Genomic DNA, 15,557 nt, shown 5'->3' with positions numbered 1-15,557 from the left:
TTAGTGCTCACTAACGAATTGAAAGAGAGTTCACTAATTGGCAGAAAGCTTATAACGGTCGTCAATTACCGTTGTTTCAGGGTAGGCTTTCCCACTCTTCATTGCTTTTTCTGTTTCTTTCTTAACCGATGTATCTAGCCAGAAATTACCAATGTCCATTGGGTGCAAAATCCATTCGGTATTTTTTGTCATACCATCGTCAGCAATCTTGACCCAACGCCAGTGAGCGTAACGAGTATATGGCACCATATAGCCAGGTACGATCACGTTCGCATCGCCCACATACTTCTGGATCTGACGAGACAACTCATAACGTTTCTGCTGATCAAATTCGTTATCGTACGTTTCTATCAGTTTATCAAGCTCTGGGCTACTGTAGTTCGTATGCGCATTCGTTTGGGGTTTATTGGTATTGTCTGAGTGAAAGTACTCCCAATAAGCTGGGATTTCACCTGATCCCATATTCAAGAAAGCTAACTGGTGTTTTTTCTCCAATACGTACTTAAACGCAGAAGATCCATCGACAAGATTCAAAGTAAAATCAAGCCCCGCCAATTTCGCCTGCTCTTTCAAATAAGCAACTCTTGGTGTAAGGAAGTTATACCCATAGGTGATGGCAAAACTTAAACGTTCACCTTTATCATTGACGCGGATACCATCTGAACCGACTTTATCAAAGCCCGCATTCTCAAAATGTTTTACCGCAACTGCTGCATCAAATTTTGGTGGTGTGTTGTCTGGGTTATCATACTCCCCATGCCCAAACCCTAGGCCGTGAGGTTTGCGAGAGTAATCCCCTCGCATGATATTTTCGATCATGCCATCATAGTCTGTTGCCGCCATAATGCCCTTACGCACTTCTAGGTTATCTAACATCGGCATGGCGGTATTCATCCATAAACCACCCGCACCTTGAGGTGACTGATTGAAGCCCCAGTATTTTTGGATGTAACCTTTTTTATAGCCATCACTGCCCGTTTTATCGTGCCAAAGATTCGGCAGAACCATCTCAAAGTAATCTAGGTTCCCTTTTTCAAAATGTTTCATCGCGATGTCTTGATCACGGATAACGGTAATACGCACTTTGTTTACGTTGTAACGATTTTTGTAATAACGATTGTTGTAACCCCACCAATCTTCACCAACATGTTTAAACGTAACGCTTTTGCCCTTTTTCACTTTATCAATGAAGTAAGGGGCAGCTGTAGGCTCTGTTTTGAAGTTAAATTTACGAACAAAGTTGTCTGGCATGCCATCGTTATTTTCGTCTTTCTCACCATCAAAATAGTGCTCCGGACGCGGTTGAAAACCATTACTTGGCATGTTAATCAACACCATCAGCGAATCATGACTTTGTGCCACGGCAAGGTTCACTTTAATGGTGTAATCATCAATTTTTTCAACACCAACAATGCTTGTTTTGAAGAAGTCGTTGTACCATGGATCAATGATGTCTTCTGAAGTGTAATACTTCATCATAAATACGTAGTCATCGGCGGTGATCTTCTCACCATCAGACCATTTTGCGGTTTCATCTAGCTGAAAATAAACCGTCTTAAAATCATCACCAAATGCCCATGCTTTCGCCAATTGAGGGATCCACTTGCCAGTATTAGGATGGCGTTGAGCAAGCTTTGGCGTTCCGTCCATTAAATATTGACGTAGCCCTGAGTTCGCATCTGGACCGACACTACGTAGAGTTTGAGGAAAACTCGGAATATAAGTGCGGTACGTTCCGCCTCTCACCGCTTCTTCTGAAGCAAATAGCGGCTCATTGTTATTTGAAATCCATTCGATATCTGCTGGAAGCGCAGTGGCATTAAGCTGAAAACTGGTTGCAGCCAATGTCGCCAGTGCCGCAATTGGCAGGTTTTTCATCATCGTATTCTTCCTTGTTGTGTATGCACGGCAAGGCTTACTGAATAGCAACAAGTGAATCTCAAAGGAACTACGCTTTAAGCATAGTAAAGGAAATAATCGTGACTAATACAAAGTGAAATCCGACTCACTTCTGCATTAATATCAGAGAGTTTCACGAGGCCATCCTAGACCTTACAACGCAGTGAATGCATCCACATCATAGTATTCGTTACACATTTGTAACGCAACCCGTCCATAACACATGGTTGCACTTTCACTCAGTCGCAGCGACTTATGTTAGTAAAATGTGATCACAACAGTACCATCATCTAACTCTCCAGCCAGAGACGACACTTACAAATGTGCAGATATGTAGATGTGAACAGGAAAAATAAAAAAAGGTGAAGTGTTTCCACTTCACCTTTCGTTTCCAATGTAACGAAATTTACATGTTCGCTAAACTGTTATTGATGGATTTAAGTACTGCGGCAGGATCATTCGCTTGAGTAATTGGGCGGCCAATCACTAAGTAATCCGAACCCGCTTGAATCGCATCGACTGGTGTCATAATACGGCGTTGATCACCTTGCTCTGAGCCTGCAGGACGAATACCTGGCGTCACCAATTTGAATTCTTTACCAAGCTCACCCTTAAGCAAAGAAGACTCCTGTGCTGAACATACAACACCATCTAGGCCAGAGTTCTTCGTTAACGTCGCAAGACGAATGACTTGATCTTGAGGAGCGACATTCAAGCCAATGCCCGCTAGGTCACTCTGTTCCATGCTCGTTAACACCGTAACACCGATAAGTAATGGGCGATCTTTACCATAAGGCTCTAAAATCTCGCGCGATGCTGTCATCATGCGCTCACCACCACTTGCATGTACGTTCACCATCCATACACCTAGTTCAGCGGCTGCACGCACCGCTTTTGAACACGTATTTGGGATATCATGAAACTTCAGGTCTAGGAACACAGAGAAACCGCGTTTATGAAGTTCACGTACGAAATCAGGACCAAATAGCGTAAACATTTCCTTGCCTACTTTAAGGCGACATGACGCAGGATCAATTCGGTCTACGAATGCAAGCGCATCCGCTTGGTTATCATAATCCAGTGCGACAATAACTTTTTGGTCGATCATTTCATCTCCTAATTATTTTTGTTCTTGAGTTCTTGTTAAAGAAAAAAAGTTAAAAAAATGCAGCGGACAAAACATTCTGCCTGCTGCATAAAATTTATTCACCGTCCAATCCGCGGATTGGCTTAATCGTCCCCCATCCCTTACAAGATGGACAATGCCAATAAAGGGAATGAGTAGAAAATCCACATTTCCTACAACGATAATGTGGTTTTACTTTTAGTTGTTCACCAACCATTGCCTGTAGCGTCGATAAACTATCTTTTGCACGGCCATCTTCAGCTTCCGCAATATGATAATCGATCAGACGGTAGAAACCTTTCATGGTTGGGTTTTTAAGTAATTGCTTGGTCAACAGCTCTTGCGCTGCACCAACACTCTCATGATGCGCGACTAACTGCGCCAGCATGAGCTCAGATGATACGCCAGCTTTCTTATCAATACAGGCTCGTAAGAACTCGACCAACTCGTCTTCTTGGCCTAAGTGGTGGTAACATTCTGCGACCGTCGGCAAAACATCACTAATGAAGTCTTTGTCTTGTTCAAGCACACCCGTTAGATACTTGATGGTATGTTTGTAATCTTCTGATTCCAAATAAATACGACCAAGGGCAATGCTCGCTCGTACACATTTTGGATCTTCTGATAATGCTTTTTTGAAATGTTGAATCGCTTTATTGGTATGACCATCCGCTTGATCCAACATGGCAAGTTCACACCAGAAATGAGCAATATTTATGCGAATTCGAGTGCGCTTCTTACTCATCTTAGCTAGCTGATTGGCGTAATGTATGGCTTTTTCCCACTCTCGCGTCTGCTGGTAAATAGTCACAAGTTGCTGAAGTGCGCTTTCGCGATGGTCAGGCTCTTCTACCAACTGCTCAAAGATTTTTTCTGCTCGGTCTAAGAAACCCGAAGCCATGTAGTCTTTAGCAAGCTGTTGAAGTGCGAGATTCTTCTGATCTAGCGTTAAACCAGAACGAGAAATGAGGTTTTGGTGAATACGAATTGCACGGTCGACCTCACCGCGAGAGCGGAAAAGATTACCTAACGCTAGATGAGTATCTATCGTTTCATCGTCAACTTGGAGCAATTCAATAAAGTGGTCAACCGCTTTATCTGACTGATCAGATAGAAGCAAGTTAAGACCCGTCACATACTGACGGGATATTTGATGAGATTGCTTCTGCTTGTCTTGCTGAGCACTGCGGTGCCCCATGTACCAGCCATAGGCAGCGGCTATAGGCAATAACAAGAAGAGTAGTTCAAGCATTAAAGTTAAGCCTTATCCTTATGCCTGTTTTGCGACTGCTGGCTTTGCAGGCTTCTCTGCAACAGCGGGCTCATACTTTTTAAGTTTCTTTTTCAAACGGCGAACTTGAAGTTGAGTCTTAAATTGAATGCTAGCAAAAATTGCCCACGCAAGGCCAAAGCCGCCCACAAAGACCACACCCAATAGTGTTGATAAGTGAAATTCACCTTTCGCCAAAAGATAATTGAATGTGACAATCTCTTGGTTTTGAGAGCCTAATGCCAGTGCAATTAAAAAGAGAGCTAAAACAGCAATGATTTTTATAATTTTCATGTTACATCACCCTTTGAGGAGTAAGTAGGTAAGATTATGCAGGAAAATGTTTCTTCAGACCACGTATATTACCAATATTCTAGTTATAAAAAAGCGGCATACACGAGAGTATGCCGCTTTTTCAAACTAATGAGATAGTCTTAACTATCGATATTTACGCGCTCACGAAGCTCTTTACCAGGCTTGAAGTGAGGAACGTATTTACCTTCTAACTCTACTTTATCACCCGTTTTAGGGTTACGGCCTACACGAGGCTCACGGTAATGAAGAGAAAAACTACCAAAGCCACGGATCTCAATACGGTCACCGCTCTCTAGCGTAGAGGCCATATGCTCTAGAATATCTTTTACAGCATCCTCTACCTCTTTCGCTGATAAATGTGTTTGCTCAGCGCAGAGTCTTTCAATCAGTTCTGACTTAGTCATGGTTGCCCTCTTTGAGTGTCTTTATCACCTATTATAGTAAGTAATACTAATTCCAACAAACACTTGCTATCAATTCTAGACAAATTTTATGCAAAATGCGCAATCAGAAAATGGCTTTTTTTTAAGCAATTATCGGCATTAGTATTAGTACTAATTTTATCGTGATAATAAAAAAGGAGCCTTGCGGCTCCTTTTTAGCTTAAGCGAGTAAATTATTCGCCTTTAGCAGCTTTGAAAGCGTCAGCCATTGCATTACCAAAAGCAGCTTCGTCTTGCTTGTTGATAGATGCCATTGCTTCTTGCTCTTCAGCTTCATCTTTAGCTTTGATAGATAGGTTGATTACGCGGTTCTTACGGTCAACACCTGTGAACTTCGCTTCAACAACATCACCAGCGCTTAGGATTAGAGAAGCATCTTCTACGCGATCGCGAGATACTTCAGAAGCACGGATGTAGCCTTCAACGCCTTCTGCGATTTCAACTGTAGCGCCTTTAGCGTCAACAGCAGTTACAGTAGCGTTAACTAGAACACCTTTCTTGTTATCAGCAACGTAAGCATTGAATGGGTCGTTTTCCATTTGCTTAACGCCTAGAGAGATGCGCTCACGCTCAGCGTCTACTGCTAGAACAACTGCAGAGATCTCGTCGCCTTTCTTGTACTCACGTACAGCTTCTTCGCCAGCAACATTCCAAGAAATGTCAGATAGGTGAACTAGACCATCGATGCCGCCGTCTAGACCGATGAAGATACCGAAGTCAGTAATAGACTTGATCTTACCAGTAACTTTGTCGCCTTTAGCTTGTGCTTCAGCGAATGACTGCCATGGGTTAGCTTTACACTGTTTCAGGCCTAGAGAGATACGACGACGTTCTTCGTCGATTTCAAGAACCATAACCTCAACTTCGTCGCCAACATTAACAACTTTAGATGGGTGGATGTTCTTGTTAGTCCAATCCATTTCTGAAACGTGAACTAGACCTTCAACGCCTTCTTCGATTTCAACGAAGCAGCCGTAGTCAGTTAGGTTAGTTACGCGACCAGTTAGTTTGTGACCTTCTGGGTAACGCTTAGCGATTGCTACCCATGGATCTTCGCCTAGTTGCTTAAGACCTAGTGATACGCGAGTACGCTCACGATCGAACTTAAGAACTTTAACTTGGATCTCGTCACCAACGTTAACGATTTCAGATGGGTGCTTAACGCGCTTCCAAGCCATATCTGTGATATGTAGAAGACCGTCAACGCCACCTAGGTCAACGAACGCACCGTAGTCAGTAAGGTTCTTAACGATACCTTTAACTTCAGAACCTTCTTGTAGAGTTTCTAGAAGCTCGTCACGTTCAACGCTGTTCTCAGATTCGATAACTGCACGACGTGAAACAACTACGTTGTTACGCTTTTGGTCAAGTTTGATAACTTTGAACTCTAGCTCTTTGTTTTCTAGGTGAGCAGTGTCACGGATTGGACGTACGTCTACTAGAGAGCCAGGAAGGAAAGCACGGATACCGTTTAGTTCAACAGTGAAACCGCCTTTAACTTTACCGTTGATGATACCAACAACAGTTTCAGCTTCTTCGTAAGCTTTCTCAAGAACGATCCAAGCTTCGTGACGCTTAGCTTTCTCACGAGAAAGTTGAGTTTCACCGAAACCATCTTCAACAGCGTCTAGAGCTACGTCTACTTCAGCACCAACTTCAAGTTCGCCAGCAGCGTTCTTGAATTGTTCAGCAGGGATAGCAGATTCAGACTTAAGACCAGCGTCAACAAGAACGTAACCGTTTTCGATAGCTACTACAGTACCTTTAACGATGCTGCCTTGTTGGAATTCTGTTTCGTTTAGAAACTCTTCAAAGAGTTGAGCAAAAGATTCAGTCATTTATTTAATCTTCAATAAATTAAACTTCCACGGGTATCCTACCGCATGGGGTTATTAAATTCGCCAGTCATCATCCTTGCGACCAACGCTCTTAGTCTAACTGAGCGTAATTACTCAGCTAGCTTCGATTCGATATATTGTAGTGCTTTTTCTACCACTTCGTCGATAGTCATCGACGTAGAATCTAGCACAAGCGCATCCTCAGCAGGGCGTAGTGGTGCCACTGGGCGGTTACGATCTCGATCGTCACGCTCTTGGATCTCGCTTAAAAGGTCAGCAAATTTAACATCTAACCCTTTATCTTGCAACTGTTTAAGGCGTCGATTTGCACGCTCTTCTGCACTCGCATCAAGGAATATTTTTGCTTGCGCCGTTGGGAACACAACCGTGCCCATATCTCGGCCATCAGCAACGAGGCCAGGCGCTGATTCAAACGCACGCTGACGACGCAATAATGCTTCACGAACACGTGGCAAAGCAGCGACTTTAGACGCGGCCATCCCCGTTTCTTCTTTACGAAGCTCACCAGAAACGTCTTCGCCCTCAAGAATCACTTTAACGAGGTCGCCTTCAGCGATGAACTGAACATCTAGGTGAGTCGCGAGTGGGACAAGTGCATCTTCTGACTCAGTGTCTACACCGTGGTGAATTGCAGCGAGTGCAAGCACACGATAGATTGCGCCAGAATCGAGAAGTTGAAAGCCCAACTTCTTAGCTAGCAACATACACAGCGTGCCTTTACCTGCGCCGCTAGGTCCATCAACGGTTACAACCGGAGTTTGAGAGGACATGTTCTTCTCCACCTATAATTTCTTTTTCAGCAATTTGCTCGGTTTTCGAGGCGCGCATTATACGGCGAATCGCGCCATGGAGCGAGGAAAAATGTCGCGTAAAGCATTACATTTCCAATACGCTTTTGATTCACGCCATTGTAAAAAGTTCAAATAAAAACAGCGAGAATCTTCACTCTCGCTGTTTTTATGTTCGAACGTTATCTATGTGATTAAACAATAGGCTTCTGACCGCGCTCTGCTAATTTAAGCACCACACTGTCAGCGACTTTGCTTGCCACACCGGCCAACTTGTCTGCCAGCTTTTTCTTCTGCACATAATGGATAGATAGCACGGTTTTTTCTTTACATGCTGCGACGACTAAGTCATCTGATGTGCTGATTTCGTCCACAAGCCCCAACGCTTTCGCTTGCGTACCAAACCAGTGCTCACCTGTTGCCACTTTCTCAAGCTCCAGTGCAGGACGGCGTTCACGAATAAAATCTTTAAACAGAACGTGTGTTTCTTCCAGTTCTTGCTTGAACTTATCACGCGCTTTGTCTGTATTTTCACCAAACATGGTTAACGTACGCTTGTATTCACCTGCGGTAAGTTGTTCGTATTCGATATCGTGTTTTTTCAGTAACTTATTAAAGTTTGGAATCTGTGCGATGACACCGATAGACCCGACAATGGCAAAAGGTGCAGATACAATTTTGTCTGCAACACATGCCATCATGTAACCACCACTTGCTGCCACTTTGTCGACAGAAATAGTCAATGGCAATCCTGCGGCCTTAATGCGATCAAGTTGAGAAGATGCCAAACCATAGCCATGTACCATGCCGCCGCCAGATTCTAAGCGAAGCAGCACTTCATCACCCTCTCGTGCCACCGCTAATACAGCAGTGATTTCTTCACGTAAAGAGCCCACTTCTTTGGCGTCAATGCTGCCATTGAAATCCAATACAAATAGATGAGGTTCACGTTTGCTATCTAGCGCGCCATCTTTACTGGCTTGTTTGATTTCTTTTTCGCGTGATTTGTTTTTCTCTTTTTCTTCTTTCTTAACGGCTTTATCACGAGCTTTAATGAATGCCTCATCATGTAGATGATGTTCTAGTTGCTCAATCGCTTCTTTATGACGTTCTGAAAGGTTAGTTACTTCCAATTCACCTTTCGCAGTCCCCGAGCGACTGCCCGCAGATTTTGCAATCACCAACAATACAATGACGGCTGCAACAACGGTGACAATTTTGGCCAAAAACAGGCCGTAATCTAATAAAAATTCCAATGAGAGTTCCTCTATCTCATACCAGTAATTTGCCTATGCATATCATGTAAAACACCATTTGTGTACAACGGCTAACTATTTGTTTCAATATAAAAACCGATACAGCAATACAGTAAACATGCAACTCAAGCGCTGGAATTGGTATAACACATGAATTGGTGTATTGTAACCATCTTGTCACGATTACCAAGATTTTCCAGTGAGAAACAGCACGCTTTATGTTCATATCATCTCAGATATGCCTATCTAACTGTGTCGCTTGGATGTCGTGTCTATATATCGGAACTATATACAATAATAAGGAATAATCACCGTGAACTACTCCGTTTCAGCAGATGCCTTAAAAGGTAAAGTCATTCTTGTAACTGGTGCAGGAAATGGCATCGGTCGCCAGTCAGCACTTTCTTATGCACAACACGGTGCTACAGTGATTCTACTCGGTCGAAATGTTAAAAACCTTGAATCCATTTACGATGAGATTGAATCCGCGGGTTACCCTCAACCAGCGATTATCCCGCTCGATCTCAAAGGTGCGACTAAACAGCACTATATTGATATGGCGGAAACCATTGAGGGACAGTTTGGTCGTTTAGATGGCCTATTACACAATGCAGGTGTCCTTAGCGCGCTATGCCCATTTGAGCAAATCAACGAAGAAGACTTCGATGACATCATGCAGATCAACGTGAAAGCCGAAGTATTGATGACTCAAGCGCTGCTGCCTATTATGCGTAAGGCAGAAGCGGGTCGCATCATCTTTACCTCTTCGACCGTTGGTCACTCTGGGCGTGCTTTCTGGGGCCCATACGCCATTTCTAAGTTCGCGGTGGAGGGTATGATGCAAGTTCTCGCTGATGAATTGAGCGATACGCCAATGCGAGTTAATGCCATCAACCCAGGTGCGACACGCACTCGCATGCGTGAAAAAGCCTACCCGGGCGAAGATTCAAACACACTAAAAACGCCTTTAGACATTATGCCGTTATATCTTCATTTGATGGACCCAGCAGTCACTGATGTAAACGGCCAGTGTATCGACGCACAACCAAAGTAATCGGCTTAAATTACCTGACACAATCGTTCAAAAAGACAGCTAATGCTGTCTTTTTTCATCTTCCTCACTACAAAAATCTTGCGACTTTTTCTTATGGAAATATACTGTACAAATATACAGGTATCATTCTATGCAAGACATCATCCAACACTTAAAAAGCCAACATCTTGTTTGGCAAGCAAATTTAACCAAAGCAGATACTCATCAAACTCTGCATAGTTCTGGCTTTACAGAATTAGATGCACTACTCGGCGGCGGTTTCCCTCCCTATGGCGTAGTAGAAATGGAGTCAATTGGCAGTATTGGTGAACTGCGTTTGCTTGCGCCTTACTTAGAAGCATCGCTTTCAAGAGGGGTAACGGCATTCATTCAACCACCAGCGCTGATGAATTCATTGTTCCTGCACAGCATTGGTTTGGACATTAACCAAGTATGGATTGTGACGCCAGATCATTCCAGAGATGCGTTATGGGCGGCTGAGCAATGCCTCAAAAGCGGCGCGTGTACCAACGTTTTGCTATGGCAAGATGAGTTAGAGATCCACCAAGTAAAACGTCTGCAAGTGGCAAGTGAGCAAGGCTGTTGCCCTCTGTTTATGCTCAAACCCAACATGAGTAATCGCTTATCCTTGCCAGTGTCGCTCAGTTTGAAACTGCAAGCTCACGAACAAGGCATAAGTGTCGAGGTACTGAAACGCAAAGGCGGTTGGAGCAAAGGCAGTGTCAACATCAACTTCCAACATCGCTACCCACAATTAGTGATGCCAACCACGACTCACATTCCGTCGACGGTGGTGAATTTCCCATTGGCGCAACAAGGTTAGAGATATGGCTTTGTGGATTTACTTGCACTTCCCTCGCCTGCAACTCGATGCCCTCTTTGGTGATAATCAAGAGCAGCCGGTGGTGATTGTAGAAAGCCAGCGCTGTCGGATCATTCAATACAACGAGATCGCCGAGCAACAAGGCATTAAGCCAAACATGGGCTTAGGCAGTGCCGCGTCCTTGTGCCGAGATTTACAAGTGCATCCGTATCATCCACAGACCGAATTGAGCAAGCTACAAGAAATTGCTCGGTGGTTGTATTTGATCACATCTGATGTCGTACTCATGCCAAACCAAGGTATTTTACTGCGCGCCACCCCAATGCTTAATCTGTATGACGGGCTACTAAACTATTGGAATAAAGTCAGCGCTCACTTATCGGAGCTGAAACTGAGTTTTCAATTCGGATGTGGCTTTTCGCCTTTTTCTGCCAAATTGATGGCATTAGCAGGGACGAACGTCATCAACGAAGACAAATCTGCCATACAACAAGCCTTATCGCCACTGCCGCTAACATTGACGGATTTATCAAACACTACCGTAGAGAAACTACAACGTGTAGGCGTCACCACTCTACAAGGCTTGCTTGAGTTGCCATTGCAAGACATCGCGCGCCGTTTCGACATTGATTTGGTGAACTACGCTGGCCGACTGACTGGGCAATTCAAACACCCTGTTGATTTTTACCATCCAACCGAATCATTCCAAGTGTATCTGGAATTACTGTTTGAAATTGAAAACGTACAATGGGTAGAAAAACCGCTCGTTAAGTTACTGCATCAACTCGAAACCTTTCTTAAGCTGCGCGATAAAGTTGCATTTGAGCTGCGTTTAACACTCCACCAGCGAGACAAACAAGAGCAGCACATTCAGCTCACATCCGCACAAGGCGATTACTTGTGTCAACGTTGGCAACAACTCGCAAGTTTGAGTTTGGAATCCGTCATGTTAAACGGCCCTGTTATCGGTCTGACGTTACAAGTAGAACGCCAAGGTGAACCTTTAAGCTCTGCACGCGACATCTTTGCTGGGCAAAAAGGACAAATGAACGCATTAGAGCTGCTCTCTTTATTGCAAGCGAAATTGGGCAAAAGCGCGGTACTCAAACCCAATATTGCCTGCGACCCAAGGCCAGAGAAAGCCAGCCAATATCGCCCAGCTGACGAGCCGGATGTATCAATTAACACCATCCCTGCTCTGCTGCGCCCCGCGATGCAATTACCCGAACCTATCGCGCTACAAGAGCAAGTATCGTTAGTCCATGGACCAGAGCGTATTGTCTCTGGGTGGTGGGACGGCGATGAGATCATGCGAGATTACTATATTGCGCATACCAAGCAAGGTCGCTGGTTATGGATATTTCGCGATCAACACAAGCACTGGTTTCTCCATGGCTATTTTTGTTAAATCGACGGTTATTTTTGTTAAATCAACAGTAATTTTTATTAGGTCGCTATGAGTTACGCAGAGTTGTTTTGTCAGTCCAATTTCTCCTTTCTCACTGGCGCTTCTCATGCAGAAGAGTTGGTATTGCAAGCGGCGTTTTATCGCTATCAAGCCATTGCGATCACCGATGAGTGCTCGGTTGCTGGCGTAGTGAAAGCCCATGCGACCATCGAGCAACATAAACTCGATATCAAGCAGATTGTCGGCAGCATGTTTTGGCTCAATGAAGAATGCCAGGTGGTACTGCTTTGCCCTTGCCGCAAAGCTTATGCAGAACTGTGCCGTATCATCACCAATGCGAGACGCCGCAGTGAGAAAGGCCGTTATCAATTGTCTGAATGGGATTTGATGTCGATTCGTCACTGTTTCGTGCTGTGGCTCCCAACTCATCAAGAGAGTGACCATTACTGGGGACGTTGGCTTCAGCAGCATCACTCCGGCCGCTTATGGGTTGCGATTCAGCGTCATTTAGGTGGTGACGACGATGCCTACACCACACACTGTGAATTATTAGCAAACGAGTTCCAATTGCCGATTACCGCTTGTGGCGGCGTCTTAATGCATGCTGTTGAACGTTTACCTTTGCAGCATGTCCTGACAGCAGTCAAGCATGGTTGTAGCGTCGACAAGCTCGGCTTTAGTCGTTCATCCAATGCAGAACGAGCATTGCGTCCATTGAACAAACTGTCTCGGATTTACAAATCCGAATGGCTAGCAGAAAGCACTCATATCGCCAGTTTATGCGAATTCAAGCTTTCAGAGCTGAAATACGAATACCCAACAGAACTCATCCCGAATGGTTACACGCCAGACTCTTATCTGCGTATGTTGGTTGAGCGGGGTAAAAAACTGCGGTTTCCTGATGGCGTACCTGCCAAAATCAATCACACGATTGAAAATGAACTCAAGCTCATCAAAGAGTTGGAGTACCAGTATTATTTTCTCACCATTCACGACATCGTAATGTTCGCCAAGCAACGAGGTATTCTCTATCAAGGTCGTGGCTCTGCGGCAAACTCGGTGGTGTGTTACTGCCTAGAAATTACGGCTGTCGACCCTAGACAAATCTCGGTCTTATTTGAACGCTTTATTAGCAAAGAACGAGATGAACCACCAGACATTGATGTCGATTTTGAACACGAGCGCCGTGAAGAGGTCATTCAATACATCTATAAAAAGTATGGCCGTGAGCGTGCTGCTTTAGCTGCAACTGTGATCAGCTATCGCTTTAAAAGTGCCGTACGAGAAGTAGGTAAAGCGTTAGGGATTGAAGAAACTCAATTGGACTTCTTCATCAAGAACGTTAATCGACGTGATCGTGACCAAGGTTGGCAAGCGCAAATCATCGAGTCGGGATTACAGCCGGAATCGTTAAAAGGTCAGCAGTTTATCCAGTTAGTGAACGAGATCATCGGCTTTCCGCGTCATTTATCTCAGCACGTAGGCGGCTTTGTGATTTCTTCTGGTCCTTTGTATGAACTGGTGCCTGTCGAGAATGCTTCAATGGAAGATCGCACCATTATTCAATGGGATAAAGATGATTTAGAAAGCTTAAAGCTATTAAAAGTCGATGTGCTCGCACTCGGCATGTTGAACGCGATACGTAAATGCTTTCAACTGATTGAGAAGCACCACCAGCGATCACTGTCGATTGCCGAGATCACGCGCTTACAAGACGACCCGCACGTGTATCACATGATCCAAAAAGCAGATACGGTTGGCGTATTTCAAATTGAGTCTCGCGCGCAAATGAGCATGCTGCCACGTTTAAAGCCGACACGTTACTACGACTTAGTGGTACAGATTGCCATTGTTCGCCCGGGCCCAATTCAGGGTGACATGGTGCATCCATTTCTTAAGCGACGTAATGGCGAAGAGCCTGTCAGCTATCCATCGGAAGAAGTCAAAAGCGTACTAGAGCGCACCATGGGCGTGCCGATTTTCCAAGAACAAGTGATCAAACTGGCGATGGTGGCGGCCGGGTTCAGTGGCGGTGAGGCCGACCAACTGCGCCGAGCAATGGCAGCATGGAAAAAGAACGGCGATCTCGCCAAGTTCAAACCAAAACTTATCGATGGGATGCGTGAACGCGGTTATGACTTAGACTTTGCTGAGCGCATCTTTGACCAAATTTGTGGCTTTGGTGAGTATGGCTTCCCAGAAAGTCACTCTGCCTCTTTTGCTGTGCTGGCTTACTGCTCTGCATGGTTGAAATATTACTACCCTGCGGAGTTCTATACTGCCCTACTAAATAGCCAACCGATGGGTTTTTATAGCCCTTCGCAACTGGTCCAAGATGCTCGCCGACACGGAGTAGAGGTGTTACCTGTCTGCGTCAATCATTCTTCGTATCAGCACCATCTGGTTAAATGTTCCAATGGCCGTTTTGGTGTTCAAATGGGCTTTCGCTTAGTAAAAGGGCTGAATCAAGAAAGTATCTTGCGATTGATCGAACATCGTCCGAACACAGGCTATCGCTCAATCCAAGAGGTCAAACAGATCTTACGAAACCGCCGTGATATTGAATTACTTGCCTCTGCCAATGCGTTTCAGATCCTGTCTGGTAACCGCTATAACGCTCGCTGGGCAGCAATGGATTCGCTATCTGATTTGCCCTTATTCAATCATATGGAAGAATCGATGCCGAGTTACCAAATACAACCATCTGAGTATGAGAACTTAATTGAAGATTATGCCAGCACTGGATTGTCGCTTAGCCGCCACCCAATAACCTTGCTAGAGGAAGCGGGTCAATTGCCGCGCTTTACCCGAATGAAACAGCTCGTAGAAAAAGCGCACAAGTCCTTAGTGACAGTCGTAGGAGTCGTCACGGGCAGACAATCTCCTGGCACCGCTGCTGGCGTCACTTTTTTCACTTTAGAAGATGATACTGGCAATATTAATGTCGTGGTATGGGGCGCTACGGCCCGTGCACAAAAACAAGCGTACCTCACATCAAAAATACTTATGGTGAAAGGCATTTTAGAGCGCGAGGGGGAAGTCACTCATGTGATCGCAGGAAAACTTATTGACTACACGCACCATCTTGCCGAGTTGCAAAATAAATCACGAGATTTCCATTAGAGAATAGAACGTAAAAGAGGGAGGTTCCCCTCCCTCTGTCGATCCACTGAATTATTTATCAGCTTCCGCTTCCATACGCTCTTTCTTGTATTTCCTATACAGTAACACGGATAAAGTCATAACGACTTTCGATGTTAGCCATATCATGAAAAGGAAGTACCCTATATTTAGTGACTAATAGGTAAAAAGTGAC

General features: G+C 44.6%; 12 protein-coding genes. 4 read left to right on the top strand and 8 right to left on the bottom strand.

What is annotated here, in order from left to right:
• Positions 1–33: 33 nt before the first annotated feature.
• The 8 genes from VA249_RS04960 to sohB form a co-directional block, all read right to left on the bottom strand.
• A complete protein-coding gene (locus VA249_RS04960) occupies positions 34–1,881 on the bottom strand; it encodes an extracellular solute-binding protein (protein WP_128811197.1) in 1,848 nt (615 codons plus the stop codon).
• A gap of 424 nt (positions 1,882–2,305) precedes the next feature.
• Positions 2,306–3,007, bottom strand: a complete 702-nt coding sequence (gene pyrF / locus VA249_RS04955; RefSeq protein ID WP_221069158.1) for an orotidine-5'-phosphate decarboxylase — start codon at positions 3,005–3,007, stop codon at positions 2,306–2,308.
• A gap of 94 nt (positions 3,008–3,101) precedes the next feature.
• Entirely contained in the window at positions 3,102–4,277 is a 1,176-nt protein-coding gene (gene lapB / locus VA249_RS04950; protein WP_211919671.1) for a lipopolysaccharide assembly protein LapB, read from the bottom strand.
• Between the two features lie 18 nt (positions 4,278–4,295).
• Positions 4,296–4,589 (bottom strand): lipopolysaccharide assembly protein LapA domain-containing protein, encoded by a 294-nt coding sequence (locus VA249_RS04945; protein WP_221069157.1) that lies wholly within the window; start codon positions 4,587–4,589, stop codon positions 4,296–4,298.
• A 140-nt stretch (positions 4,590–4,729) separates the two neighbouring features.
• Complete coding sequence (gene ihfB / locus VA249_RS04940; RefSeq protein WP_005438967.1) at positions 4,730–5,014, bottom strand: integration host factor subunit beta; 285 nt, start codon at positions 5,012–5,014, stop codon at positions 4,730–4,732.
• Between the two features lie 212 nt (positions 5,015–5,226).
• Positions 5,227–6,891: a 30S ribosomal protein S1 gene (gene rpsA, locus VA249_RS04935; protein WP_221069156.1), complete on the bottom strand. Its 1,665-nt coding sequence runs from the start codon at positions 6,889–6,891 to the stop codon at positions 5,227–5,229.
• Positions 6,892–7,001: 110 nt separating this feature from the next.
• Positions 7,002–7,682: a (d)CMP kinase gene (gene cmk, locus VA249_RS04930; RefSeq protein WP_128811200.1), complete on the bottom strand. Its 681-nt coding sequence runs from the start codon at positions 7,680–7,682 to the stop codon at positions 7,002–7,004.
• A gap of 212 nt (positions 7,683–7,894) precedes the next feature.
• Entirely contained in the window at positions 7,895–8,956 is a 1,062-nt protein-coding gene (gene sohB / locus VA249_RS04925) for a protease SohB (protein WP_221069155.1), read from the bottom strand.
• 313 nt (positions 8,957–9,269) lie between these two features.
• Here sohB and VA249_RS04920 point away from each other — a divergent pair, with 313 nt between their 5' ends.
• The 4 genes from VA249_RS04920 (at position 9,270) to VA249_RS04905 (ending at position 15,364) form a co-directional block, all read left to right on the top strand.
• A complete protein-coding gene (locus VA249_RS04920) occupies positions 9,270–10,010 on the top strand; it encodes a YciK family oxidoreductase (RefSeq protein WP_221069154.1) in 741 nt (246 codons plus the stop codon).
• A gap of 130 nt (positions 10,011–10,140) precedes the next feature.
• Complete coding sequence (gene imuA, locus VA249_RS04915) at positions 10,141–10,833, top strand: translesion DNA synthesis-associated protein ImuA (protein ID WP_221069153.1); 693 nt, start codon at positions 10,141–10,143, stop codon at positions 10,831–10,833.
• Between the two features lie 4 nt (positions 10,834–10,837).
• Complete coding sequence (locus VA249_RS04910; protein WP_221069152.1) at positions 10,838–12,241, top strand: Y-family DNA polymerase; 1,404 nt, start codon at positions 10,838–10,840, stop codon at positions 12,239–12,241.
• A 48-nt stretch (positions 12,242–12,289) separates the two neighbouring features.
• A complete protein-coding gene (locus VA249_RS04905) occupies positions 12,290–15,364 on the top strand; it encodes an error-prone DNA polymerase (protein WP_221069151.1) in 3,075 nt (1,024 codons plus the stop codon).
• Positions 15,365–15,557 lie beyond the last annotated feature (193 nt).

Origin of the sequence: Vibrio alfacsensis (assembly GCF_019670485.1) — a bacterium.
GTDB classification, from domain to species: Bacteria; Pseudomonadota; Gammaproteobacteria; order Enterobacterales; family Vibrionaceae; genus Vibrio; species Vibrio alfacsensis.
The sequence above is the reverse complement of the archived record's forward strand: the minus strand, read 5'-3'. Positions and strand labels throughout refer to the sequence as shown.